This is a genomic window from Salana multivorans, from assembly GCF_003751805.1.
In the GTDB taxonomy this organism is placed as follows: domain Bacteria; phylum Actinomycetota; class Actinomycetes; order Actinomycetales; family Beutenbergiaceae; genus Salana; species Salana multivorans.
The window spans coordinates 2,435,311-2,460,822 of sequence record NZ_RKHQ01000001.1; the positions used below are offsets into that span (position 1 = coordinate 2,435,311).

A 25,512-nucleotide genomic window follows, 5' to 3' on the forward strand; every position below is an offset into this window, starting at 1 on the left:
CGATGGTCGGGACCAGCGCCCGTGTCGTGCTGTCGTGGGTGCGACGCGCCGCTACTCGGCCGCGGACTCCGCGGGGGTGCCGGCGTCCGCCCCGCCGCCGCTGCCACCGCGGCGACGACGGCGACGACGCGGCTTGCCGCCGCCCTCACCGTCGCCGGTGGTGCGCTCGGACCGGTCGGGCAGCTCGATGCTGACACCGCCGACCTCGACGCCGCTCGTGGCGCCCGACGCGTCCGACCCGCTCTCCGGGCCGGAGCCGTCCCGGCGACGGCGGCGTCGCGGACGACGCTCGCCCTCCTCGCCCGTCTCGGCCCGGCGCTCGCGCGCCGGACCGCGCGACCCGCCGTCGCGGGAGCCGCCGTCACGCGACCCGCCGTCACGACGGCCGTCCCGCTGGCCGCCGTCGCGCGAGCCGGGGCCGCCCTTGCCACCGCGCTTGCCGGTCTCGCCCAGGTCCTCGAGCGTCTCGGCGCCGAGGCCGGCGCGCGTGCGCTCGGAGCGCGGCAGCCGGCCCTTCGTCCCCTCGGGGATGTCGAGGTCGGTGAAGAACGACGGCGTCGAGGAGTAGGTCTCCGGCGGCTCGGGGACGCCGAGCTCGAGTGCCTTGTCGATGAGCGACCACTTCGGGATGTCGTCCCAGTCGACGAAGGTCACGGCCGTGCCCGTGTTGCCGGCGCGGCCGGTGCGCCCGACGCGGTGCAGGTAGGTCTTGTCGTCGTCGGGGCACTGGTAGTTGACGACGTGGGTGACGTCGTCGACGTCGATGCCGCGCGCCGCGACGTCGGTCGCGACGAGCACGTCGACCTTCCCGTTGCGGAAGGCGCGCAGCGCCTGCTCCCGGGCGCCCTGGCCGAGGTCGCCGTGGATGGCGGCCGCGGCGAACCCGCGCTCGGTCAGCTCGTCGGCCACCTTGGCCGCCGTCCGCTTCGTGCGCGTGAAGACGATGGTCAGACCCCGGCCCCTGGCCTGGAGCATCCGGCTCAGCATCTCGACCTTGTCGAGCGCGTGCGCGCGGTAGACGAGCTGCTTGATCGCCTTGAGGGTGACACCGTCGTCGTTCGGGTCGTGGGCCCGGATGTGGGTCGGCTGCGTCATGTAGCGACGCGCGAGCGCGACGACGGCGCCCGGCATCGTCGCGGAGAACAGCATCGTGTGCCGCGTCGGGGGCGTGGAGCCGAGGATGCGCTCGACGTCGGGAAGGAAGCCGAGGTCGAGCATCTCGTCGGCCTCGTCGAGCACGACGGTCTTGACGTGCGACAGGTCGAGGTGGCGCTGCTTGAGCAGGTCGATCATCCGGCCGGGCGTCCCGACGACGACCTCGACGCCGCGCGTCAGCTGCTCGATCTGCGGCTCGTACGCGCGACCGCCGTAGACCTGCGCGATCCGGACCTTGCGGCGGCGCGAGGCCGTCATGAGGTCGCCGGCCACCTGGACCGCGAGCTCGCGGGTCGGCACGACGACGAGGGCCTGCGGCTTGCCGGCGGCCGGCACGTCGTCGAAGCCGTCCTCGCCCGGGGCGATGACGTTCTGGAGCAGCGGGACGCCGAAGCCCAGTGTCTTGCCGGTCCCGGTCTTGGCCTGGCCGATGATGTCGTGCCGCTGGAGCGCGACGGGCAGCGTCAGGGACTGGATCGGGAACGGGTGGATGATCCCGACGTCGGCGAGGGAGCCGACGATGGCCTCGTCGACGCCGAAGTCGGCGAAGGTCTTGAGGGGCTCGGGGGCGACGGGCGCCGCAGCGTCCGCGCCATCGGCGGCGGCGGTGTCGGTCGTGTCGTCGAGGGCGACGTCCGTGACGTCGATGCTCTCGGTGGGGTCGGTGGTGGGCTCGGTCATGCTGGGAAGCGGTCCGCTCTCGTGCGCGGCGCGGCGGACGGTGGGTCGCGTCGTCGGAGGGACCGCGACGCGCGTCGGCCACGCGCTGGTGGGGGTAGCCGATCGCGGAGTTCTGCCCGGAACGGGCGGGGTCAAGCAGGGTTGCGGGCGACCGGGCAACCGTTGTCGGTCTCAGTCTAGTCGCGGTGAGTCGGCCGCGACCACGGTGGGGCCGGATGGTGCGGGCGATGCGGGGCCGTGGTGGTCACGGCGTCGGCGGTGGCCACGGTGGAGCCGGGTGGTGCGAGGGATGCGGTCCAGGGGTGGTCACGGTGTCGGCGGTGGCCACGACCGGGCCACGCCGGGCGGTCGGAACCGATGCGGACCGGCGTGGACCGGGCCGCGCGCGGGAGCGCCGTCGGTCTACGCTGACCCGCATGACTTCCCCCGTCGACGCCCGGACCGACGCCGCGGCCGTGACCGAGGCGTTCGCGCTCCTCATCGCCGGCGAGCTGGTCGCGTTCGCGCGCCTCGCCGACGACGCCGCCAACGCCCCCGAGCTGCGCGCCCGGATCACGCTGAGCCGGATGGCGGCCGCGGACCTGGAGCCGATGGCGGGTCTGGAGGAGCACGTGCTCGGTCTCGGGGTCGACGCGCCCGTCCTGGAGGAGCAGACGTGGCAGTTCCGCGAGCTGCTCGCGGAGATCGACGCCCGCACCGTCCCGCGCGACTGGTGGGAGCGCCTCGTTCGGACCTACATCGGGTACGGCGTGTTCGCCGACCTGGAGCGCGAGGTCGTGACGGGGCTGTCGGGCGCGGCCGGCGAGCTCGGGCGCTCGGCGCTCGCTGACGGCTCGCTCACCGACGTCACGGTCGCCATGCTGCGTCCGGCGATCGAGGCGGACCCGCAGCTCGGCGCGCGCCTCGCGCTGTGGGGACGTCGCGTGGTCGGGGAGGCGCTCGGCGTCGCCTCGCGGCTCCTGCACTCACGGCCGGTGCTCGCCCGGCTCGTCGGGATCCCGGTCGGGACGCCCGGGGCGGCGGACGCGCTCGCCGCCGTCCTCGGCCGGCTCACGAGCGAGCACGCGCGCCGGATGAAGCGGCTCGACCTCACGGCCTGAGCCCGGGCCGAGGCCGAGGCGGGGCCGGGTCCGTCGGACGGTGCGGCCGGTGGCCGGTCGGTCAGGCGGTGCCGAAGCCGACCCGGCGCTGCTCCTCGGCGCCGATCTCGACGTAGCCGAGCGACTCGGTCGGGACGACGATCCGGCGTCCGCGGATGTCCTCCAGGTCGAGGACGGACCCGTCGAGGGCCTTGGTGATCTCGGCCGCGACCTCGTCGGCGGACAGGGGGGACTCGAACGTCAGCTCGCGGGCGACCTGACGGATTCCGATCGTGATCTCCATGTCGGTCATCGTAGGCAGGCGCGCCCGTCCGACCGGCCCCGCGGGAGCCCTGTTCGCTCGCGGCGCACCGGCAACGGCCGGGTCCCCGGCCGCGCGTCAGGATGTCGGTGGTTCGTGGTGAGATCGGAGACATGACGACGACACCGGTGCTCACGCCGCCGGGGCGGGTGAGCGACCCGGCCCGGTCGGTCGTCGTCGACGCCGTCCTCACGGGCGGCCACCACGTCGTCTACGGGGCGCCCGGCAGCGGGAAGTCGACCACGGCGGTCGAGCTGCTCGCCACGCTCGCGGAGCGCGAGGACGTCGGCCTCGACGAGGTCCTGCTGCTCGCGCCGACCCGGCAGGCGGCCACCCGGCTGCGCGACGCGGTCAGCCGACGGCTGGCCCGGACCACCGGGCGGGTCGTCGCGCGAACGCCGGCGTCGTTCGCGTTCTCGCTGCTGCGCCAGCGCGCGGCGCTGCTCGGCGAGGCGCCTCCCATGCTGCTCACCGGGGCCGACCAGGACGCGGCGCTCGCGGACCTGCTCGCCGGCCACACGGCCGGCGAGGGGCGGGATCCGGGCTGGCCCGCCGACGTCCCGGCCGAGGCCCTCGGGCTCGCGACGTTCCGGCACGAGCTGCGGGACGTGCTCATGCGTGCGGCCGAGGCGGGCTGGGACGGCGCCGACCTCGCCGAGATGGGGCGTCGCCACGGGCGCCCGGCGTGGGTCGCGTGCGGTCGGGTCATGGCGGAGTACGACGAGGTGACCCGGCTCGGTGAGACGACCCCGGACCGCGGGACCCGGTACGACGTCGCGGGCATCGTCGACGAGGCGGCGCGTGCGCTCGACGCGTGGGACCTGGACCTGCCGCGGCACCCGCGGCCGCGGTGGCGCGTCGTGGTGCACGACGACTACCAGGACGCCACGATGGCGACCGCCCGCCTGCTCGAGGTGCTCGCGCGGGACGGGGCGCGGATCGTCGTGCTGGGCGACCCGGACACGGCCGTCCAGACGTTCCGCGGCGGCCTGCCGGCTCTGCTCGAGGAGGCGACGCGCGAGCCGGCCCCGCGCGTCGGCGGCGACGTGCTCGGCGGGGACGTCATCGACGGGGGCGCGGGCGGCGACGGTGGCGGCGCGAGCGCGGGCGGCGGCTGGCCGATGATCCGCACCGCCGGTGCCTTCGGCGCGCGACGGCACCTGCTGCCGACGGTGTGGCGTGGCGACGAGCTGCTGCGGACCGTCGTCGAGGCGGCGACGGACGGCCTGCCCGCGCTGGGCGAGACGGCGCGGCGACGAAGCCGCGCGGCGGACGGAGCCGCGTCGCGCGGGGAGCGCGGCCCGCGGGGCGCTGCCCGACCGGACCCCGCCGCGGTGAGCGACGCAGACCGGAGCGCGGGCGCGGATCGGGGCTCCAGCGTCGAGGTCGCGGTGACGGCGAGCATCGGCGAGGAGGGCCGGCTCGTCGCCCACCACCTGCGTCGGCACCGACTCGCCGGGGGCATCGGCTGGGACCGGATGGCCGTGCTGGCCCGGTCGAGCGGGCAGCTCGCGGCCCTGCGACGGGGACTGCGGGCCGCCGGCGTTCCCGTGGCGGTGAGCCGGGACGTGCCGCTCGCGGCGGAGCAGGCCGTGCGCCCCCTGCTGCGGGTGCTCGAGGTGCTGACCGAGGAGACGCTGGGCGCGGAGGCCGCGGCCGAGCTGCTGCTCTCGCCGCTCGGCGGGCTGGACCCGGTCGGCCTGCGCGCCCTGCGCCGTGCCCTGCGGGCGCACGAGGTGCGCTCCGGTGGCCGCCGCCCGAGCGACGAGCTGCTGATCGAGGCGATCGAGTCGCCCGACGGCGTGCTGCCGGAGCTGCGCGTCGCGGAGCCGGCGCGCCGGGCCGTCGAGCGCGTGGCCCGGATGCTCGGCTCGGGTGCGCGCGCCCTCGACGGGCCTGGGGACGTCGAGTCCGTGCTCTGGGCGGTGTGGGAGGCCAGCGGACGGGCCGAGCCGTGGCGCCGACTCGCGCTGGGCGACGGCGTCTCGGCCGAGCGCGCCCACGCGGACCTCGACGCGGTCGTCGCGCTGTTCCGCGCCGCCGAGGGCTTCGCCGAGCGACGCGAGGGCGGGCGCCCGCACCAGTTCCTCGAGTACCTGCGCGCGCAGGACTTCGCGACCGACACGCTCGCCGGGACGGGGGAGCGGGAGGCGGTCGAGGTGCTGACGGTCGCCTCGGCGGCCGGCCGGGAGTGGGACGTCGTCGTGGTCGCGGGTGTTCAGGAGGACGTCTGGCCCGACCTGCGGCTGCGCACGCGGCTGCTCGACCCGGTGGGTGTCAGCGACCTCGCGACCGGCCGCGGCGCGGGACCCGTGCGCCCGATCGACGCGCGCCGCGCGGTGCTGTGGGACGAGCGGCGGCTGTTTGCCTCGGCCGTCTCCCGGACGCACCGCCACCTGCTCGTGACCGCCGTGCAGGACAACGACACGCGTCCCTCCGTGTTCCTCGACGTCGTCGACCCGCGCGACCCGCTGAGCGACGAGCTGCGTCCGACGGTCGCGGCCCCGCCGGCGCTCGACCTGCGCGGGCTCGTCGCCCGCCTGCGGCGCGAGGTGCTGGACGCCGCGAGGGAGACCGTGCGGGCGGAGGCCACCGCACACTCCGGTGCCTCGGGTGCGGCCGGCGGCGCCGGAGCCGCGAGGGGAGCCGCGGCTGCCTCGCTGCTCGCGACGCTCGCCCGGGCCGGCGTCCCGGGGGCCGACCCGCGGGAGTGGTGGGGTCGGGCGGCCTCGACCGATGCGCCGGCCTGGGGGCCGCAGGAGCCCGTCCCGGTCCGCCCGTCCTCCCTCGTCATGCTCGGGACCTGCTCGCTGCGCTGGGCGCTCGAGGCGGCTGGCGCCCAGGCGGGGTCGTCGCTCGACGCCGACGTCGGCACGCTGGTCCACGCCATCGCGGCCGAGCTGCCCGAGGGCACGCGCGAGGAGATGCTCGCCGAGCTCGATGCGCGGTGGGACACCCTCCGGCTGCCGGACACCTGGGCCGGTCGGCGGCGGCGCGAGGAGGCGGAGCGGATGATCGGGCTCCTCGCCGCGTACGTCGCGGGGATCCCCCGCGGCAGCGTGGAGACCGAGGTCGCGTTCGAGGTCCGGATCGGGCGAGCCGACCTCGTCGGGCGCGTCGACCGGATCGAGCGAACCGGGGACGGCGGGGCGCGCATCGTCGACCTCAAGACCGGCAAGAGCCCCATCCCCGTCGCGGAGGCGGACGCCCACGCGCAGCTCGCCGCCTACCAGGCCGCCGTCGCGGCCGGAGGCTTCGGTGACGACGTCCACGCCGACGGCGCCCGGCTCGTGTACGTCGGTGGTGCGCGGAGGGCCGCGGCGATCCGCGACCAGGCGGCGCCCGAGGACGACTGGCCCGCCCGGCTCGTCGCGGAGGCGGCGGAGACCATGGCGTCCGCCGAGTTCCTCGCTACGACCGGGTCGCAGTGCCAGACGTGCCCCGTGCGCACGAGCTGCCCGGCCCGGCCGAGCGGCGACCGGGTGGTGGGGCGATGAGCGCCCGGGACGTCGCGACCGTCGAGGGCAGCGCCGGCGGGGGCGGTGTCCGCGCGGTCTCCGGTGCGGAGGGCGTGCGGCTCGGCGCGGTCGAGCTGGCCGCGCTGCTGGGCACCAACCGGCCGACGGACGAGCAGATCGCCGTCATCGAGGCGCCGCTGGAGCCGCTGCTCGTGGTCGCCGGCGCCGGCTCGGGCAAGACCGCCACGATGACGGACCGGGTGGTCTGGCTCGTGGCGAACGGCCTCGTCGAGCCAGCCGAGGTGCTCGGTCTCACGTTCACCCGCAAGGCGGCGGCCGAGCTCGCGAGCCGCGTCGAGAAGCGCCTGCGCCTGCTCGCCCGGGAGCTGCCGGAGCTGTTCGGCCCGGCCGACTCCGGTGTGGACTGGGTGACCCAGCGGCCCCGCATCTCCACCTACAACGCCTACGCCGCGGCACTCGTCCAGGACCACGGCCTGCGGCTCGGCATCGAGGCCGACCTCACGCTGCTCACCGAGGCCGGTCGCCTCCAGCTCGCCAGCGAGGTGGTCGACCGCTGGGCCGGCCAGCTCGACACCCCCCTGGCGGTCAGCACCGTCGTCGGGGCGGTGGCGTCCCTCGCCGGGGAGATGAGCGAGCACCTGCTCGACCCCGACGCGGTGGCGCGGCGGCTGCGCGAGATCGCGCTCGAGCTCGCGTCGGCCGAGCCGGCGGGGAGCAAGCGCGTCCCGTACGCGGACGTGCAGAAGGTCATCGACTCGCTCGAGGCGCGCGCGCAGCTCATGCCGCTCATCGCCGAGATGCAGCGACTCAAGCGGGAGCGCGGCGCCATCGACTTCGCCGACCAGGTCGCGGCCGCGGCGCGCCTCGGCCGCGAGTTCCCGCTCGTCGCGGCACGGGAGCGGGAGACGGCGCGCGTCGTCCTGCTCGACGAGTACCAGGACACCTCCGTCGCCCAGCTCGAGATGCTGCGCGGGCTGTTCGGCGACGGGCACCCCGTGACGGCCGTCGGCGACCCCCACCAGGGCATCTACGGCTGGCGAGGGGCGTCGGCCGGGTCGCTCCTGTCGTTCCCCGAGCACTTCCCCCGGGCGGACGGCGAGCCGGCGCGGCTCGCCACGCTCTCCACGTCGTGGCGCAACGACGAGGCGATCCTCGCCGCGGCCAACGAGACGTCGGCACCGCTGCGCGCCAGCACGCGCCTCGCGGTGCCGGAGCTGCGCGCGCGACCGGGGGCCGGCCCCGGCGAGGTGCGCTGGCTCTACGCGGCGGACACCGAGGCCGAGACCGCGGCCATGGCGCGCGCCATCGCGCAGCGCTGGCGTCCCGGGCACGGTACGGCGGCCGTCCTGTGCCGCAAGCGCGCCTGGTTCGAGCCGCTGCGCGCCGCGTTCGCTGCGCTCGGCGTTCCGGCCCAGGTGGTCGGGCTCGCCGGCCTGCTCGAGACGCCGGCGGTGAGCGACGTCCGGGCCGCGCTGACCGCGGCGTTCGACCCGTCGCGCGGCGACGCGCTCGCCCGGCTGCTCACCGGTCCGGCGTTCCGGCTCGGGATCGCCGACCTGCTCGCGCTCCAGTCGCTCGCGCGCGAGCGGACGGCCGGCCGGGGCGAGGGCGCCGGACGACGCGAGGAGGCCGAGAACGCCTCGATCGTCGAGGCGCTGGACGTGCTGCCGGAGCCCGGCTGGCGGGCCGGCGACGGACGGGAGCTGAGCGCGGCCGGCCACGCCCGGCTCGTCGAGGCGCGGACGCTCGTGCGGCAGATCCGCTCGCTCGCCCACCTGGGCCTGGCCGACCTCGTCGTCGCCGTCGAGCAGCTCCTCGGCCTCGACCTGGAGCTCGTGGCTCACGGCGGTGCCGGCCGGCGCGGTCGGGCCGACCTCGACGAGCTGGTCGACGTCGCCGCCGACTTCGAGGCCGGTGCCACCGCGCCGACGCTCGGCGGCTTCCTCGCGTACCTCGACGCGGCGCAGGAGCACGAGCGCGGGCTCGACGTCCCGGCGGGCGAGCCCGACCCCGCGCGGGTCCAGATCCTCACGATGCACGCGGCGAAGGGGCTCGAGTGGAGCGTCGTCGGCGTCGTCGGCCTCGCGGAGAAGGAGTTCCCCGGGCTCGGCGGGTCCGTCGACGAGCCCACGAGCAGCGGCTGGCTCACGGCGCTCGACGCGCTGCCCTACGAGCTGCGGGGGGACGCCGACCACCTGCCCGACCTCGGGGGCGAGCCCGGGGCGACCCACAGGGACGTCGACGAGGCGCGCGAGCGGTTCCGGGTGGAGGACGGCGCGCGGGCGCTGCGCGAGGAGCGCCGGCTCGCCTACGTCGCGTTCACCCGGGCCGAGCGCAGCCTCGTCCTGTCCGGATCGTGGTGGAGCACCCGCAAGGAGCCGGACGCGCCGAGCCGGTTCCTCCTCGCCCTCGTGCGCGAGGGACTCGCGCAGCCGGTCGACGGGGTCGAGCCCGAGGTGCTGGACGGGCCGCCCGAGCGCCCGGAGTCGGCCGCGAGCCGGCCGGTCGTCTGGCCGGTCGAGCAGGACCCGGACGAGACGGCCGCCCTGCGGCGCGCGCAGCGGATGGTCGAGCTGGCCGACCCCGTGGACCTGGTGATCCCGGGTCGCGCCGGCGACCCCGAGGCGCCGGACCGCGATCCTGCTGCCGCGGAGCGCTCGTCGGTGGCTCCGGGCACTCCGGTCGGCCCGGGAGCGCCGGACGACCGGGCGGCGGGAGCGCCGGACGACCGGGCGGCGGCCGTCGCCGGCGTTCCCTCCCCGCCCCCCGTGACGTGGGGCGACGCGGGAGAGGACGCGCTGGTCGCGCGGTGGCGGTGGGAGGCCGGGGCGCTGCTCGCGGAGCGCGACCTCGCCTCCGGCGGGCGCGTCGTGACGGCACCCGAGCACCTGTCGGCCTCCGCCGTCGTCGCGCTGGCGAGCGACCCCGAGACCTTCGCGCGGGACCGCCGCCGACCGATGCCGACGCCGCCGCGCGCCGCGGCCCGTCGAGGTACCCGCTTCCACGCCTGGCTGGAGCGGCACTACTCCCGCGCGGCGCTGATCGACGTCGACGAGCTGGTGGGCGAGGAGATCGGGTCCGACGAGGAGCTCGAGGCGCTCCGCGAGGCCTTCCTCGCCTCACCCTGGGCGCAGCGCGAGCCGATCGCGATCGAGGAGGACGTGACGACCCCGGTCGCGGGCGTCGAGATCCGGTGCCGGATCGACGCGGTGTTCCCCGGCGGTCCCGGGGAGGACTGCGACGTGCACATCGTGGACTGGAAGACGGGTCACGAGCCCGCCGGTGAGCGTGCCCGCCGCGCCCGCGAGCTGCAGCTCGCGATGTACCGGCTGGGCTGGTCGCGGCTGCACGGCATCCGGCTCGAGCGGATCGCCGCATCCTTCCACTACGTCGGCGAGGGCGTCACGCTGGCGGCCCCGCGGCTGGGGGAGGAGGAGGTCACCGACCTGCTCGAGCGTCACCTCGCCGAGCTGGCGTCGCTCGGGTCCGGGGGGAGCGGTTGAAGCAGCGTCCGGATCGGCCGGTCCCCGCCGTCCCTAGTCCGCGTGGCGGCGCCGGGCCCGCCCCCGGACGATCGTGCCGTTGGTCGGCAGGGAACCCTCGAACGTCAGGCGCACCGCGTCGGCGTGGGTGACGTCGGGATGGTCGATCGCCTGGAGGTGGAGGTGGGGCTCGGTGCTGTTGCCCGAGTTGCCACAGCGGGCGACCGCGTCCCCGACCCGGACCCGCTGACCGGGTGCGACCTCGATGCTGTCTCGCTGCAGGTGACACAGCGCGACGACGACGCCGCCGCTGTCGATCAGGACGTGGTTCCCGGCGAGCGCAGCCCATCCCGCGGCTGCTCGGCGGCGCTGGGTCAGCGCGTACCGGATCGAGGGCAGGCCGCGATGGGCGGGATGGTCGGGCTCGCCGTCGTGAACCTTCAGGACGATGCCCTCGACGGGGGCGAGGATCGGACGACCGAAGCCGGGGAACCGTTCGGCGGCCTCGGAGCGCACGAGCGAGCGTGGTCCGACCGGTGCCGTGCGGCCCGAGTCCGACACCGGCACGAAGTCGATGGCGTAGGCCGTGGCAAAGGCCGACGTGCCGTGGCTGGGAACGCGGTTCGCCGGGCTGTTCCGGACGAGCCAGGCGCCGGTGAAGGGGAAGGCGACGTCGATCGAGGCGGGCGCCCCGTCGCGGCTCCGATCGCCGGGGCGATGTGGCCGACTCATCGTTCGGCGACCACGTCGAGCAGCCCGACCTGCCTGTGGGTGATCCCGATCCGCTCGACGCGCTCCGAGAACCCCCGCGTGAGCCTCGCACCGAGCGGGCCGGGCCGGAAGCACGCCGCGGTCGTGATCGCCTCGCCGTCGTCCTCGCTCACATCCCCACGGTACTGAGATGCATCGTTCAGGTCTGAACGATCGGGCGGCGAACGATCGTGCCCTGGTGGATCGCCGTGCTGCTCTGGCGGCCTTCGGGCGGCGTCACCCGCGGGAGGACGGCGAGTCGGTGCCGTCCGACGACGGCCTCCGCGACGAGGACGCCCGGCCTACTCCGGGTACCCGGGACCGGCGGAGCTGACGGCGTCGGCCAGCTCCGTGAGCATCTCCTCGGCGTCGGCGACGACGGTCCGGTCACCCGCGCGCACGCCGTGCAGGAGCCAGCGCCCGAGCGCGAGCTCGGAGTAGAGCTGCGCGCGGACGAGGAGCTGCGCGTCGCTGCCGGCGGCGCGGTGCAGGTCGTAGGACTCCAGCACGGACTCCAGCGCGTCCTCCGGCGCCGCCGCCACGAGCCAGCCCAGGTCGACGGCCGGGTCCCCGACGTGCGCCGAGACGAAGTCGGTCATCGCCGTGACCTGGCCACTCTCGGTGAGCACGCGGTCGGAGGCGAGGTCGCCGTGCACGACGGCCGGCCGGAAGCGCCAGCTCCGCACGTCCTCCAGCGCCTCCTCCCACCGGCGCAGCAGCACGGTCGGCACGCGCCGCGAGGCCGCCATCTCGTCCAGCTCAGCGAGCAGTCGCGTGCGGCACTCGGCCGCGTCGTAGGTCGGCAGGTCGACCGCGGTGACGGCGGCCACGTCCACCTCGTGCAGCGCGGCGAGCGCGGCACCGAGGGATGCGGCCAGCCCGGGGCCGGGTCGCAGCGTCGACAGGTCGAGCTCCCGGCCCGTGAGGGCACGGTGCACGACGGCGCGGCCGGCGTCGTCGATCTCGGCGAACCCCGCGGGAACGGCGAGCGCGAACGGGAGGTGCTCGCGGGCGAGCAGCCGCAGCAGCTCGGACTCGGCCATCATCGCGGCGCCGGTCGCCGCGTCGCGCGGGGCCCGCACGATCCAGCTCCCGCCGTCGGAGTCGAGGACTCCCGTGATCTCGACCGTCGGCGTCACGATCCGCGGCCGCCGCGTGGCCACCGCCTCGAGGCCGGGGACGGCCACGGTCGCCAGCGCCGCGAGGAACGGCGCCGACCAGCGGGGCGTGAGATGTCCGGACACGGGGTCAACGCTACTTGCCCGGTCGACCCGGCGTAACGTGACCACGCGTGGACCCCTTTGCCATGCCCGGCCCGAGGCCCCCGGCACTGCCCGAGCCGCTGGCGCTCAACCGCGCGAGCATCGACCGCGCGGGCATCGAGCGGACGGCGCCCGGGACGCTGGAGGCCGCGCTCGCCGATCCCGCGACCCGGGTCCTCCTCGTCGACGGCGCGCGCGTCGCGATCCTCCGCGAGCCGGACGGCGACGGCGTCGGTGCGCCGCGGCTCGCGCTCGTCGGCCCGGCGGCTCGGCGCGGCGAGGGGGAGACCTTCTACCTCGGCCGCGACGACGCGGGCGCCTACGTCGCGTGGAGCTGCGACCTGGACGAGGCGCTGCCGGACGCCCCGACGGTGTCACCGGCCGGGCCGCCCGGGACGAGGGACCGCGCGCCCGGGGGCGTGACGATCGCGTCGCTGCGGGACGTCGGACACCTCCTGGACGATCGCGACACGGGACTCGCGACGGCGGCGGTCGCGCTGTCGCAGTGGCGTCGCACGCACCGGCACTGCCCGCGGTGCGGGGCGCGGACCCGGCTCGTCGAGGGCGGCTGGGCCGCGCGGTGCGACGTCGACGGTCACGTGGTCTACCCGCGGACCGACCCCGCCGTCATCATGGCGGTCCACGACGGGACCGGGCGGATCCTCCTCGCCCGCTCGGTGGCGTGGCCGGAGCGTCGGCGCTCGGTGCTCGCCGGCTTCGTCGAGGCGGGCGAGGCGCCAGAGGCCGCGGTGCGGCGCGAGGTGGCCGAGGAGGTCGGGCTCGAGATCGGCCGCGTCGCGTACGCGGGCGCGCAGCCGTGGCCGTTCCCGGCCTCGCTCATGCTCGGGTTCCACGCGTGGGTCGCCGGCCCGCCGGGCGACGAGCGCGTCGTCGACCGCGCCGACGTGCCGGACCCGGCACCCGACGGCATCGAGATCACGCACGCCGACTGGTTCACCCGCGAGGAGCTGGCGGCGGAGCTCGCGGACGGGAGCGTCCGGCTGCCGATGCGGACGTCGATCGCGCTCGCGCTCGTCGAGTCCTGGTACGGCCGGGAGCTCCCGGCGGGGTGACGCGTGCGCCGGCTGATGGCGAGTGCTCGGCCGAGGCCGTTCGTCCGGCACACTGACCCGGTGAGCCAGCGTCCCGTCCTGCACCTGATGGTCGGGCTCCCGGGTGTGGGCAAGACGACGCTGGCGCGTCGGATCGAGGCGGAGGACCGCGCGCTCCGGCTCACCCCCGACGAGTGGATGCTGCCGCTGTTCGGCCACCACGACCCGGACGGGAAGCGCACCGTCCTCGAGGGCCGCTTCATCGCGACCGCGTACCAGGCGTTGCGCGGCGGCCTCTCGGTGGTCCTCGACCTCGGCTGCTGGAGCCCGCACGAGCGGTTCGCGATCCGCGACGTGGCGGAGCGCGCGGGTGCGCGGTTCGAGCTGCACGTCCTGGAGGTGCCGGAGCCCGTGCGTCGTGAGCGCGCCGCCGCGCGGCAGCGCCGCGATCCGACGGCGCACTTCCCGATCTCCGACGCGGAGCACGACGCCTACCTGGCCTCGTTCCAGCGCCCGGGCGTCGACGAGCTCGACGGCCGGCCGCTCCCGGCGCCACCCGCGCCGTTCCCGAGCTGGGCGGCGTGGGCGTCGGACAACTGGCCGTCGCTCCCGCGGCTGGACCAGGCGGAGGGCGACGGCTCCGGGTGGTGACGCGCGTCCCGGTGTCGGGTCAGGACGCGGAGAGCGCCGCCTTCACCTGGGCGACCGACGGGTTCGTGAGGGCCGAGCCGTCGGGGAAGAGCACCGTCGGCACCGTCTGGTTGCCGCCGTTGACGGACTCGACGAACTCCGCGGTCCCCGGGACCTCCTCGATGTTGACCTCGGTGTAGGGCACGCCCTCGCGCTGCATCGCCGACTTCAGGATGCGGCAGTAGCCGCACCACGTCGTGGTGAACATCGTGACGGTGCCCTCGGCGGGAAGCGCGGGTGTGCTCATGACTGACCCAACGGTCGGCGCCCTCGTCCGTATTCCGCCGCGTCCCCGCTGCCGCGGTCGCGCCGGCGCCCGTTCCGGAACCGGCTGGACGCGACGCTGGCCGGGGGCTGGCCCAGTGACGCGAGGGTCGGCCGTCCACAGGGGAGGGCGGGGCCGGCCAATCTGTCGGACCGCCCTGCGAGGATGGTCCCGATGTCCACGACGCTCAGCCCCGCCGACTCCTCGGGTGCGCCCCGCACGGCCCCGCGCACCCCCGAGGAGCTCCTCGCCGCGCTCGATCCCGACCAGCGCGAGGTCGCGCAGCACCTCTCGGGCCCGCTGTGCGTGCTCGCCGGTGCCGGTACCGGCAAGACCCGCGCGATCACCTACCGGATCGCGCACGGTGCCATGGTCGGGGCGTTCCAGCCCACGCGCGTCCTCGCCGTGACCTTCACCGCGCGCGCGGCCTCCGAGATGCGCTCCCGGCTGCGCGACCTCGGGGTGGCCGGCGTCCAGGCGCGCACCTTCCACGCCGCCGCGCTGCGCCAGCTCTCCTACTTCTGGCCGCGGGTCGTCGGCGGAGCCCTGCCGCGGATCGCTGAGCACAAGGCGCCGCTCGTCGCCGAGGCCTCCGGCCGGCTCGGGCTCGGCGCCGACCGGCTCGCGCTGCGTGACCTCGCCGCCGAGATCGAGTGGGCCAAGGTCAGCCTCGTCACGGCGGAGGACTACCCGCGGGCCGCCGCACGGGCGGGCCGGGTCGGCGCCGCCGGGCACGACCTCACGACCGTCGCGCGGCTCCTGTCCGTCTACGAGGACGTCAAGACGGACCGCGGCGTGATCGACTTCGAGGACGTCCTGCTGCTCACGGTCGGCGTCCTGGCCGAGCGCGAGGAGATCGCCCGGACGGTGCGCGAGCAGTACCGCCACTTCGTGGTCGACGAGTACCAGGACGTCTCGCCCCTCCAGCAGCGCCTGCTCGACCTCTGGCTGGGGGACCGGCACGAGCTGTGCGTGGTCGGGGACGTCTCGCAGACCATCTACTCGTTCACGGGGGCGAGCCCGCGCTACCTCACGGGGTTCGCCTCGACCCACCCGGGGGCCGTCGTCGTCCGTCTCGTGCGCGACTACCGCTCGACGCCGCAGGTGGTGCGCCTCGCGAACGACGTGCTGGCGCGCGCGGGGCGCGACCGGTCGAGTGCGGCGGTGCGGCTGGAGGCCCAGCGGCCGTCCGGGCCGCCCGTCGCCTATCTCACCTTCGACGACGACGACGCGGAGGCCGCCGGGGTGGCGCGCCGGATCGGGGAGCTCGTCGCCGAGGGCGTGCCGGTGCGGGAGATCGCGATCCTCTACCGGACCAACGCGCAGGGCGAGGCGTTCGAGCAGGCGCTCGCGAGCGCGGGGATCGCCTACCTCGTGCGCGGCGGCGAGCGGTTCTTCTCCCGCCGCGAGGTCCGCGACGCCATGGCGATGCTCGCCGGTGCCGCGCGGTCGGCGGGCAGCGCCGGGCCGGCCGACGACGACGCTGGACCAAGCGACGGGTTCGGTGACGACGGCGGGGGTGACGGGTCGAGCGGCGGTGGTGGCGCGGCGGGAGGCCCGGCCGGGTCGATGCCGCACCAGGTCCGCGACGTCCTCTCCAGCGCCGGCTGGTCGGCCAGCCCGCCCGAGGGACGCGGCGCGGTCCGGGAGCGGTGGGAGTCGCTCGACGCGCTCGTCCGGCTCGCCGACGACCTGCACCGTCAGCGGGGCGCCGACCTCGCCGGCTTCGTCGCCGAGCTGCAGGAGCGCGCGGCCGAGCAGCACGCGCCGGCGGTCGAGGGCGTCACGCTGGCCTCGCTGCACGCCGCGAAGGGCCTGGAGTGGGACGCGGTGTTCCTCGCCGGGGTCTGCGAGGGCCTCCTGCCGATCTCGTTCGCGGAGGACGAGGAGGAGATCGCGGAGGAGCGGCGCCTGCTCTACGTCGGGGTGACGCGCGCGCGGGAGCACCTCACGCTCTCCTACGCCCGGTCCCGCTCCGCCGGTGGTCGGGGGACGCGGAAGCCGTCGCGGTTCCTCGACGGCATCTGGCCGGTCGAGGAGGGCCGCGGGGGCGCCAGCGAGCGGCAGCGTCGCAAGGCGCGCGCGGCCGCGGTGCAGGACGCGCTGGCCGATGCCGACGCCGAGGTGTTCGAGCGGCTGCGCGAGTGGCGCGGCGGGCTCGCCAAGGAGACGGGCAAGCCCGCCTACACGATCCTGCACGACACCACGCTGGTGGGGATCGCCACGATGCTGCCGCGGACGCTGCGCCAGCTCGCCCTGGTCCGGGGGATCGGGGCGGCGAAGATCGAGGCGTACGGACCGGCCGTGCTCGCGCTGGTCGCGGGCGAGGATCCGCCCCAGCCGAGCGAGTAGCCGGCCGCGGCCGACCGACGCACGCCGGCCGCCCGTCAGCCGAACGCGGCGGAGGGGCGCGCCGAGCATCGACCGAGGGACGCGGCTCGTCTCGTGCGGAGCCGGCTCAGCGGCTGCCTCCGAACTGCTCGGAAGAAGTTTCGGTAATTCGCTTGCGCGGCCCGGGCCACCCTCGGCTACGCTCATGGAGTTCGTGTTCGTCCGGCCCCGCCTAGCCAGCACCAGGGGTCCGCATCGAGGGGAGGTGTTCCCGCATGAGGATGACAGTCTTCGCCGTCTACGGCCTGGAGTCCGTCGCCACGCCCACCGCGTCGCGCCCGCGCATCGTTGCCTCCCTGGGGACAGCTCTGCCCAGCGGCAACCCCGGTGTCATCGGCGGCATGAAGCCGACCGCCTGACACGCCCGGTGGCGCGATGCGCCACCCCGCCGAGGCCCACCCGCCTCCCGCGCCTCTCGGCGCCATCAGACGAACACCCACGAACTTCCCGAGGACTCACCATGTTCTCTGCCTTCACCGACACGTCCGTGTCCGGCGGCTTCTCCACCCAGACCCTCACCCTTCCGGCGCTCCCCGCGCTCGACGTCGTAGCCGACCTCGACCTCGTGCTCCCGTGCCAGGTCCCCGGAACGATCGACCTCTGGTTCGCCGAGCGCGGTGACGACGTCGAGCGGGCCAAGGCCATGTGCCGCGAGTGCCCGTTACGCGCCGAGTGCCTCGCGGGCGCCGTCCGCCGGCAGGAGCCCTGGGGCGTCTGGGGCGGCGAGGTCTTCATCGACGGCGTCGTCGTCGCCCGCAAGCGAGGCCGCGGACGGCCTCGCAAGGTCGCGGCCTGACCGGCCGGACCGCCCCGCGCCCGCAGCGCGAGGCGGTCCGACCGCGTCGGGTCGGGACGCCGCAGACCGGGCCTCGGCGGCGCCGCGTCCGGCCCGATCCGATCCCACGGCCTCGCCCCCGCCCCTCCGGCGGGTGCGGGCCGCACCGCTCGACGACCACCCGGCCCGTGACCAGCGTCCGACCCGACCCGGCCGTCGCTCACCTGGGCCGGTGTCCTCCCCGGCCCATGGCCACCCCGGTTCCTGAGCACCCCAGACCGGTGACTGCATCGCCCGGTGAGCTCGTCCGACCCGGTGACGGCACCGTTCGACGACCACCCGGCCCGTGACCACCCGGCCCGTTGCTCACCCCGGCCCGCACCCGGCCCGGCGACCGCCCGTCCGGCGACCGCCCGTCCGACCCGACCGGTTCGTCGCTCACCCCACCCGGCCCTCCGTCTCGACACAGGCCCCGCACCCGCACCTCGGGTGCGGGGCCCACGCGCGCGTCACCGGCACGGTGCGCGCCCCGAGCTCCAGCGTCCGGCCGGCGAGACTCGGGTCGCGGCCGTCGAGCGCGTCGAGCACCTCGAGCGCGGCCGTCGCCGCCCCGAGCGCGTGAAGAGTCGGCCCGAGCTGCGCGGGTCGAGCCCCGGCGAGCTGTGTCGCGAGAGCCGGCCAGTGCGGGTCGAGGTCGGTCCGCGTGAGGTCCAGGCAGCGCAGGCACGCGTCCCGGCCCGGCCGCACGAGCGGCCCGACGACGACGTCGATCTCCCGCGTCACCACCGAGAGGTGCGGCATGTCCTCCCGGACGAGCCCGCTCGACCGGAACGGCACCGCGACGCGCGACTCCACGAGCACGACGACGTCCGGCGCGACCGCGCCCAGCCGCACGGTCGGGTCGACGGCGCGGAGGCGTGCGACCGCGACCTCCGCCCACGGCCGGCCGACCTCGTGCACCGCGAACCCGGCGTCCGACGCGGCGACGGCTCCCTCCGCGACCAGGCCGAGCCGCCCGACGCCCTCCCGGGCGAGATGGTCCAGCACGGCGAGCCCCAGCGCGCCGGAGCTGTCGTCCGCGACGACGGCCACCTCGGCTCCCCGCCGCCGGCTCGCTCCCACGGCGGTGCCGGCCCGCCACAGCGTCGCCAGGGTCTCCGCGCGTCCGCGGCCCTCGCGGCGGGACCCGACCGGCCCGACCTCGGGCGGCTCCGCCGGTTCGACCAGGCTCCCGTGCCGCCGCAGGTGCTCGACGATGGCGCTCGCCCGCCGCGGATCCACCCCGTGCTGCCGGACGACCTGTCGGAGCGGCACCTCACGGAGCCGCGGCCAGGCGAGCGAGTCGACGAACCGCTGCTCGCGCTGGCTCAGCCCGTCGAGGACGAGCGCGAGGCGAGGGTCGGTGCCGATCTGCGTCTGGCCCCGCGCGCGCCACAGCGGGACGAGGCCGGGGCGCAGCGTCGGGGCGCACGGCGGTCGCGCGCGGGAGGGGGGCACGATGGTGACCGTCCGGGGGGTCGGCTGGACGGTCGCGACCGAGGGCGGGTCGTGAGCGACCGGGAGGGCTGTCATGGCGCGATCGTGCCACGCTTGACACCGTCAGCGACGCCCCTGTGGACGGCGCCCTGTGGACCTAGCCGGCCGGGCGCCGACCGGACCGGCGCTGCCTACCGGTCCCCGCCATCCTCGCGGTGCCCGTCGTGCTCGTCGCCGCCCGACTCCGGCTCGCCGGAGAGGAGCTGCTCCAGGGCGGCGTCCATCTCGGCGTCGGCGGCCTTCGCCGCCTCGCGACGGGCGAGGAACGCGGCGCCGTCGTCCAGGTCCTCCGAGCGGGGCAGGATGTCCGGGTGCTCCCAGAGCGCCTCGCGGGCGGCGGGGCCGCCCTCGTCGTGCAGCGCCGCCCAGAGCGCCGCGGCCTCGCGGAGCTTGCGGGGACGGAGCTGGAGGCCGACGAGGCTGGAGAACACGTGCTCGGCCGGGCCGCCGGCGGCGCGGCGGCGGCGCAGCATCTCCCGCAGCGGCACGGCGTGCGCCAGGTGCGGGGCGACGGCCCGCCCCGTCACGTCCTCGACCCACCCCTCGACCAGCGCGAGCGCCGTCTCCAGCCGGTCGAGCGCACCGGCCTGCTCCGGCGTGCGCTCGACGGCGAAGATCTCCCCGCCCGAGAGCGCGGAGCGCAGGGCCTCGGGGTCGGTCACGTCGATGCTGCGGACGGCCTCCTCCATGGCGTCGACGTCGATCGCGATGCCGCGGGCGTACTCCTCCACGAGGCCGAGGATGTGGTGGCGCAGCCACGGGACGTGCGCGTAGAGCCGGGCGTGGGCCGCCTCGCGGACGGCGAGCAGGTGCAGCACCTCCTCCGGCGCCGCGTCGAGGCCAGCGGCGAACTCCTCGACGTTCGTCAGCACGAGCGCGGTGCCGTGCCCGTCGACGAGCGGCAGCCCGGTGTCGGAGGTGCCGAACACCTCGCGCGCGAGCGTCCCGGCCGCCTGGCCGACCTGCATCCCGAACACGGTTCCGCCGAGCGAGCGCAGCATCTGCGCGCCGCCGCCGGCGATCGGCATCGTCTCGTGCTGGGAGGTGATCGCCCCGACGAGCGCCTCGGCGATCGAGCTGGCGACGGGCTGGGTCAGCCGCTTCCAGACCTCCAGCGTCCCCTCGACCCACTGCGCGCGGCTCCACGCGGAGCGACTCCCACCGGCGGGCGGGAGGTCGGTCGCGGCGTCGAGCCAGAGGTCGGCGACGGACAGCGCGGTCGTCGCTCGCGACGCCTGGGCCGCCGTGAGGCTGGGGTCGCCGCCGGTGTGTGCCACCTGCCGGGCGACGTCGTGCGCGAGCGACCAGTTGACGCCGTCCACGCCCGAGCCGGACATCATCCGCTGCATCTGGCCCATCATCGCCTGGAGCGAGGCCGGGTCGGTCGGCAGCCCGGTCGTCCGGGCGAGCTGCTCCGGGTCGAACCCGCTGGCCTCCAGCGCGGACATGGCCTCGCGGGCCCCCTCCTCGCCGAGCATCTGGCGCAGGAGCATCTCCCAGCTCTGCCGGGCGGCGTCGTCCTCAGGCATGGCGTGCTCCTCGTCTCGCACGGGGGCTCGCGCCCCGGGGGTGTCGCCAACGCTAACCCCGCCGGGGCGGCTCGGCGCCGGAGCGCACGCCGATTTCGCTTGCCGCACAATGGACGCGTGAGTCAGCCCCCCGCGCCGCGACCCGTTGCGTCAACCCCGAGGTTCGCGCCGCTCCCGCTGCCCGACCCGTGGTGGGACCGCATCCCCGCCGTGACGCTCACGCTCGGGCTCGTGCTCGCGGTGCTGCTCGCCCTCGGTCTCGTCGTTCCCGTGCCGTACGCGGTCCGGATGCCCGGCCCGACCGTCGACACGCTCGGCGAGGTGGACGACGAGCCGCTCATCTCCATCTCCGACGCCGAGACCTACCCGTCGGACGGCCAGCTCCGGCTCACGACCGTCTCGGCGTCGGGCGGCCCCGACTACCCCGTCTTCATGCTCCGGGCGCTGCAGGGGTTCTTCGACCCGGCCTCGTCCGTGCTGCCGCGGGAGGCGATCTTCCCGGAGAACCAGACGGCGGAGGAGGCCAAGGAGCAGAGCCAGGCGCAGATGACGTCCTCCCAGGAGAACGCCACCGCCGCGGCGCTCACGGCGCTCGGCTACGAGGTGCCCGCGGACCTCGTCGTCGCCGGCGTCGTCGAGGACGGTCCGGCGGTCGGCGCGATCGAGGTCGACGACGTCATCGAGTCCGTCGAGATCGACGGCGTCGTCACCGAGACCGCGACGTTCCCCGACCTTCTCGGGCTCCTCGACCGGACGCCGCCGGGCACGCCGATCACCCTCACCCTCGACCGCGCGGGCACCCGCGCGTCCGCGGAGCTGACCACCGGCGACGACGGGGCGGGCGGCTCCGTCATCGGCGTCCTCATCGACCCCGACTTCCACTTCCCGGTGAACGTCGCCATCCAGATCCACGACATCGGCGGGCCGTCGGCCGGCACCATGTTCGCCCTCGGGATCATGGAGCTGCTCACCCCGGGCGACGCCACCGGCGGCCACGTCATCGCCGGCACCGGCACCATCGACCTCGAGGGCAACGTCGGACCGATCGGCGGGATCGTGCAGAAGATGAACGGCTCGCTGCGGGACGGCGCCGAGTTCTTCCTCGCGCCGGTCGCGAACTGCGGCGACGTCGCCGGTCACGTCCCCGGTGATCTGCGAGTCGTCGCGGTCGGGACGCTCGAGGAGGCGTGGGCCGCCGTGCAGGCGATCGGCACCGGCGACGCGGCGGACCTGCCGAGCTGCTGACGCCCGACGTCCGACGTCCGCGCCGGGTGGGCGTCCGACGTCCGCGCCGCGCGTCAGCTCAGCGTCGCGCGCAGCGCGGCGACGAGGCCGGGCACGGCATCCTGGCCGCCCGCGACCTCGAGGTCGTCGTCGTGTCCGCGGGCCCGGATCGCGCACCACGACTCGCCCGTGCGCAGCACACCGGCCGCGAGCCGGACGTCCTCGGCGCCCGGGTGCGCCGCGAGCCGCGCCACGGCCTCGTCCTCGCTGAGATCGCCGGGCAGGTCGGCCTCGGCGTCGGGCGGGACGACGAGACGCTCGACGACGACGGCGGCGCCGTCGACCGCGTCCGGCCACGCGAGCTGCGCGAGCAGCGACTCCAGCGAGTCGGCCTCCGGCAGGCCCTCCTGCTCGATGGCGAGGAGGTGGTGGGGGTCGTCGACCCGCGTCCCGGCCGGCAGGAGCGTGGCGATCGCGGGGTCGGCGGCCAGGGCGCGCGCCGTGTTGACCAGCGCGAAGACCCGGACCGGGCCGTCCCAGCCGCCGGCCGAGACGTGCACCTCGGTCTCGTGGACGCAGCGCGCGAGCGCGACGAGGGTCGGGTCGAGGCCGTCGACGGGGGAGGAGCCCGGGGAGGGGACGGGGGAGGTCATGCCGTCAGTCTCACAGGCGCGCGCCGATCATGGGAAACTTGAGGGCCGCGACCGTCGTTGACCCCTGGAACGCGCCGGCACTGCTCAGCACCGCAGGCGCCAAGCCTCGGTGAGACGACCGCGGCCTGACACCGTCCCGACCGAAGGACCATTGACGTGACCTCCGCTGCCACGGCCACCAAGTCCCCCCGGCGATCCGCGCTCGGCCCGACGATCATCGTCCTGGCCGTCATCGTCGTCGCCTTCTTCCTCGCCTCCGGGCTCGTCACCGAGTGGCTGTGGTTCGACCAGCTCGGGGTGTCGCAGGTGCTGCGCACCCAGTGGGTGAGCCGGGCGGTGCTCTTCCTCATCGGCCTCCTCGTCCTCGGCGGGGCGGTCTACCTCAACCTGCAGCTCGCCTACCGGTCGCGGCCGGTGTACGCACCGACGACGCCCGAGCAGCGCAACCTCGACCGGTATCGCGAGGCGATCGAGCCGCTGCGCCGGGTCGCGCTCATCGCCGTGCCCGTCGTGCTCGGCCTGTTCGGCGGGATCGCGGCGAACTCGCAGTGGCAGACGATGCTGCTCTGGCTCAACGGGGAGCCGTTCGGCGAGGTCGACCCGCAGTTCGGGATCGACCTGTCCTTCTACACCTTCACCCTGCCGGCCGTCCGGTTCTGGGTCTCCTTCCTCATGGCGGCGGTGTTCCTCGCGGCGGTCGGGGCCCTCGTCACGCACTACCTCTACGGCGGCCTCCAGGTGGTGCCGGAGGCCGGCATGACGCGCGCCGCCCGGATCCACCTCGGCGTGCTCGCGGCCGTGTTCGCGCTCCTGCTCGGCGTGTCCTACTGGCTCGACCGGTACTCGCTGCTCAGCCAGGAGCGCGACCGGTTCGACGGCGCCGGGTACACCGACATCCACGCCGTGCTGCCCGGTCGGGAGATCCTCGCCGGGATCGCCGTCGTCGTCGCCGTCATGTTCGTCGTCGCGACGCTGCGCGGGACGTGGAAGCTGCCGGCCGTCGCCGTCGGGCTCATGGTCGTGGCCGCCATCGTCATCGGCGGGATCTACCCGGCGCTCATCCAGCGCTTCCAGGTCGTCCCGAACGAGCAGCGCCTCGAGCAGCCGTTCATCCAGCGCAACATCGACGCCACCCTGACGGCGTACGGGCTGGAGGACGTGAAGAAGATCAAGTACGACGCGACGCTCGACCCGGAGGCCGGCGCGCTGCGCGAGGACGCCGAGTCGACCGCGAGCATCCGCCTCATGGACCCGACGATCATCTCGCCGACGTTCCGCCAGCTCCAGCAGATCCGTCAGTACTACACGTTCCCGAAGGACCTGTCGGTCGACCGCTACGAGCTCGACGGCACCAGCCAGGACACGGTCATCTCGGTCCGCGAGCTCAACCTCGACGGGCTGCGGGAGAGCAACTGGGTCAACAACCACACGATCTACACCCACGGGTACGGCGTCGTCGCCGCGTACGGGAACACGGCCCGGGCGGACGGCCAGCCGAGCTTCTTCGAGGGGGACATCCCCAGCCAGGGCCTGCTCGGTGACTACGAGCCGCGGATCTACTTCGGCCAGGAGTCGCCGGTCTACTCGATCGTCGGCGCGCCGGAGGGCAGCGAGCCCCGCGAGGTCGACTACCCGAGCGACGAGGACGCCGGCGAGGTCAAGACGACCTACACCGGCGACGGCGGTCCCGTCGTCGACAACCTCTTCCTCAAGACGCTGTTCGCGCTCAAGTTCGGCAGCCAGGAGATCCTCTTCTCCGACAGCGTGACGCCGGTCTCCCAGGTGCTGTGGGACCGCGACCCGCGCGTGCGGGTGGAGAAGGTCGCGCCGTTCCTCACCGTCGACTCGCGCACCTACCCGGCCGTCGTCGACACCGACGGCGACGGGACGAAGGAGGTCGTCTGGATCGTCGACGCGTACACGACGTCGAACGACTACCCCTACTCCAAGCGCGAGCAGCTCCAGGACGCGACGATCGACTCCTCGCTCATCGGCGCCGACGGCCAGGCGCAGATCGTGACCTCGCTGCCGGAGTCGGTCAACTACATCCGCAACTCGGTCAAGGCCGTGGTGAACGCCTACGACGGTTCCGTCACGCTCTACGCGTGGGACACCGAGGACCCGGTCCTGGCGTCGTGGTCGAAGGTGTACCCCGGGCTCGTCGAGCCCTACACGGAGATGTCGGGCGACCTCATGTCGCACGTGCGCTACCCCGAGGACATGTTCAAGGTGCAGCGCACCATCCTCAACCGCTACCACGTGACCGACGCCCAGCAGTTCTTCACGCAGGCCGACTTCTGGCGGACCCCGAGCGATCCGACCGAGACGGGCTCGACGCCGCAGCCGCCCTACTACCTCACGCTGCGGATGCCCGACCAGGACGAGTCGGCGTTCTCGCTCACGACGTCCTTCATCCTCGACGACGACCAGCGCAACGTGCTGCGCGGCTTCGCCGCCGTCGACGGCGACGCTGGCGGCGAGGCGGGGGTCAAGGCCGACGGCTACGGGACGATCCGGCTCCTCGAGGTCGCCTCGGGCACGGCCGTGCCCGGACCCGGTCAGGTGCAGAACAACTTCAAGTCCGACCAGGATGCCGCGAACATCCTCAACATCCTCAACAGCCAGGGCTCGCAGGCCGTGAGCGGCAACCTGCTGACGCTGCCCGTCGGCGGCGGCTTCCTCTACGTCCAGCCGGTGTACGCGCAGGCGTCGTCCGGGACCAGGTACCCGCTCCTGCGGTACGTCCTCGTGGCGTTCGGTGACAAGGTCGGGTTCGCGACGACGCTCGACGAGGCGCTCAACCAGGTGTTCGAGGGAGAGTCGGGGGCCGAGGCCGGCGATGCCGGCGTCGAGCCGATCGAACCGATCGAGCCCGGGGAGGACGGGGAGCCGACCGAGCAGCCGACGGACGGTGCGACGCCCAGCCCGACGCCGACCGCGACGTCCGCGACGCCCGGGTCGTCCGGGTCGGGCGACTTCGACCTGTCGACGCCCGGCGGGCGGCTGGGGCAGGCGCTCGCGGACGCCAAGGAGGCGATGGACGCCTCGCGCCAGGCGCAGGTCGACGGTGACTGGGCTGCGTACGGCCGGGCGCAGGACGCCCTAAACGAGGCGCTCGGCCGCGCGATCACGGCGCAGGAGGAGCTCGACGCCGCCGGGTGAGCCAGCCCACAGCCCCGCGATTTGG

At 75.4% G+C, this 25,512-nt stretch carries 19 protein-coding genes; 10 read left to right on the plus strand and 9 right to left on the minus strand.

From position 1 onward, the window contains the following. Positions 1–51: 51 nt before the first annotated feature. On the minus strand, positions 52–1,836 hold the full coding sequence (locus EDD28_RS10460) for a DEAD/DEAH box helicase (RefSeq protein WP_123739550.1): 1,785 nt from the start codon (positions 1,834–1,836) through the stop codon (positions 52–54). 416 nt (positions 1,837–2,252) lie between these two features. Between EDD28_RS10460 and EDD28_RS10465 the strand changes: the two genes are divergently transcribed. Beyond that, entirely contained in the window at positions 2,253–2,936 is a 684-nt protein-coding gene (locus tag EDD28_RS10465; RefSeq protein ID WP_170169426.1) for a ferritin-like fold-containing protein, read from the plus strand. Between the two features lie 61 nt (positions 2,937–2,997). Here EDD28_RS10465 and EDD28_RS10470 read toward each other — a convergent pair whose 3' ends face one another. After that, the gene (locus EDD28_RS10470; protein ID WP_123739552.1) at positions 2,998–3,219 is read right to left on the minus strand and encodes a DUF3107 domain-containing protein; all 222 of its coding nucleotides are present in this window, start codon (positions 3,217–3,219) and stop codon (positions 2,998–3,000) included. 131 nt (positions 3,220–3,350) lie between these two features. Between EDD28_RS10470 and EDD28_RS10475 the strand changes: the two genes are divergently transcribed. Continuing rightward, positions 3,351–6,734, plus strand: coding sequence for an ATP-dependent helicase (locus tag EDD28_RS10475; protein WP_123739553.1), 3,384 nt, complete (start codon positions 3,351–3,353; stop codon positions 6,732–6,734). After that, positions 6,731–10,219 (plus strand): ATP-dependent helicase, encoded by a 3,489-nt coding sequence (locus EDD28_RS10480; protein WP_148059593.1) that lies wholly within the window; start codon positions 6,731–6,733, stop codon positions 10,217–10,219. The genes EDD28_RS10475 and EDD28_RS10480 overlap by 4 nt, the downstream gene beginning before the upstream one ends. A gap of 33 nt (positions 10,220–10,252) precedes the next feature. Here EDD28_RS10480 and EDD28_RS10485 read toward each other — a convergent pair whose 3' ends face one another. The 3 genes from EDD28_RS10485 to EDD28_RS10490 all read right to left on the minus strand — a co-directional run bounded on the left by EDD28_RS10485 (position 10,253) and on the right by EDD28_RS10490 (position 12,192). Beyond that, positions 10,253–10,930, minus strand: coding sequence for a M23 family metallopeptidase (locus EDD28_RS10485; RefSeq protein WP_123739555.1), 678 nt, complete (start codon positions 10,928–10,930; stop codon positions 10,253–10,255). Next, positions 10,927–11,082, minus strand: coding sequence for a hypothetical protein (locus EDD28_RS17355; protein ID WP_170169427.1), 156 nt, complete (start codon positions 11,080–11,082; stop codon positions 10,927–10,929). Before EDD28_RS17355 ends, EDD28_RS10485 begins: the two co-directional genes overlap by 4 nt. 168 nt (positions 11,083–11,250) lie before the next feature. Then, positions 11,251–12,192: a phosphotransferase gene (locus tag EDD28_RS10490; protein ID WP_123739556.1), complete on the minus strand. Its 942-nt coding sequence runs from the start codon at positions 12,190–12,192 to the stop codon at positions 11,251–11,253. A 62-nt stretch (positions 12,193–12,254) separates the two neighbouring features. On the opposite strand from EDD28_RS10490, the gene nudC reads away from it, so the two are divergent. Both nudC and EDD28_RS10500 read left to right on the plus strand, forming a co-directional pair. Beyond that, positions 12,255–13,283 (plus strand): NAD(+) diphosphatase, encoded by a 1,029-nt coding sequence (nudC, locus tag EDD28_RS10495; protein ID WP_123739557.1) that lies wholly within the window; start codon positions 12,255–12,257, stop codon positions 13,281–13,283. Between the two features lie 60 nt (positions 13,284–13,343). Further along, positions 13,344–13,913 carry a P-loop nucleotide/nucleoside kinase family protein gene (locus EDD28_RS10500; protein WP_211339165.1) on the plus strand — a complete coding sequence of 190 codons (570 nt, stop codon included), beginning with the start codon at positions 13,344–13,346 and terminating at the stop codon, positions 13,911–13,913. A 19-nt stretch (positions 13,914–13,932) separates the two neighbouring features. On the opposite strand, the gene EDD28_RS10505 is transcribed toward EDD28_RS10500, so the two are convergent. After that, positions 13,933–14,199, minus strand: coding sequence for a mycoredoxin (locus tag EDD28_RS10505; protein ID WP_123739559.1), 267 nt, complete (start codon positions 14,197–14,199; stop codon positions 13,933–13,935). Between the two features lie 192 nt (positions 14,200–14,391). On the opposite strand from EDD28_RS10505, the gene EDD28_RS10510 reads away from it, so the two are divergent. The 3 genes from EDD28_RS10510 to EDD28_RS10515 all read left to right on the plus strand — a co-directional run bounded on the left by EDD28_RS10510 (position 14,392) and on the right by EDD28_RS10515 (position 17,404). After that, on the plus strand, positions 14,392–16,569 hold the full coding sequence (locus EDD28_RS10510; protein WP_123739560.1) for an ATP-dependent DNA helicase UvrD2: 2,178 nt from the start codon (positions 14,392–14,394) through the stop codon (positions 16,567–16,569). 254 nt (positions 16,570–16,823) lie between these two features. Further along, a complete protein-coding gene (locus EDD28_RS17360; RefSeq protein WP_170169429.1) occupies positions 16,824–16,967 on the plus strand; it encodes a hypothetical protein in 144 nt (47 codons plus the stop codon). Positions 16,968–17,068: 101 nt separating this feature from the next. Beyond that, positions 17,069–17,404, plus strand: a complete 336-nt coding sequence (locus EDD28_RS10515; RefSeq protein WP_123739561.1) for a WhiB family transcriptional regulator — start codon at positions 17,069–17,071, stop codon at positions 17,402–17,404. Positions 17,405–17,821: 417 nt separating this feature from the next. Here EDD28_RS10515 and EDD28_RS10520 read toward each other — a convergent pair whose 3' ends face one another. Next, positions 17,822–18,955, minus strand: a complete 1,134-nt coding sequence (locus EDD28_RS10520) for a TOMM precursor leader peptide-binding protein (protein WP_123739562.1) — start codon at positions 18,953–18,955, stop codon at positions 17,822–17,824. A 95-nt stretch (positions 18,956–19,050) separates the two neighbouring features. Then, positions 19,051–20,448 (minus strand): zinc-dependent metalloprotease, encoded by a 1,398-nt coding sequence (locus EDD28_RS10525; RefSeq protein WP_123739563.1) that lies wholly within the window; start codon positions 20,446–20,448, stop codon positions 19,051–19,053. Between the two features lie 117 nt (positions 20,449–20,565). Between EDD28_RS10525 and EDD28_RS10530 the strand changes: the two genes are divergently transcribed. Further along, positions 20,566–21,693 carry a YlbL family protein gene (locus EDD28_RS10530; RefSeq protein WP_245967996.1) on the plus strand — a complete coding sequence of 376 codons (1,128 nt, stop codon included), beginning with the start codon at positions 20,566–20,568 and terminating at the stop codon, positions 21,691–21,693. A 53-nt stretch (positions 21,694–21,746) separates the two neighbouring features. Here EDD28_RS10530 and EDD28_RS10535 read toward each other — a convergent pair whose 3' ends face one another. Next, entirely contained in the window at positions 21,747–22,325 is a 579-nt protein-coding gene (locus EDD28_RS10535; RefSeq protein WP_123739564.1) for a PPA1309 family protein, read from the minus strand. Between the two features lie 156 nt (positions 22,326–22,481). Here EDD28_RS10535 and EDD28_RS10540 point away from each other — a divergent pair, with 156 nt between their 5' ends. Continuing rightward, positions 22,482–25,487 carry a UPF0182 family membrane protein gene (locus EDD28_RS10540; RefSeq protein WP_245967997.1) on the plus strand — a complete coding sequence of 1,002 codons (3,006 nt, stop codon included), beginning with the start codon at positions 22,482–22,484 and terminating at the stop codon, positions 25,485–25,487. Positions 25,488–25,512: the final 25 nt, after the last annotated feature.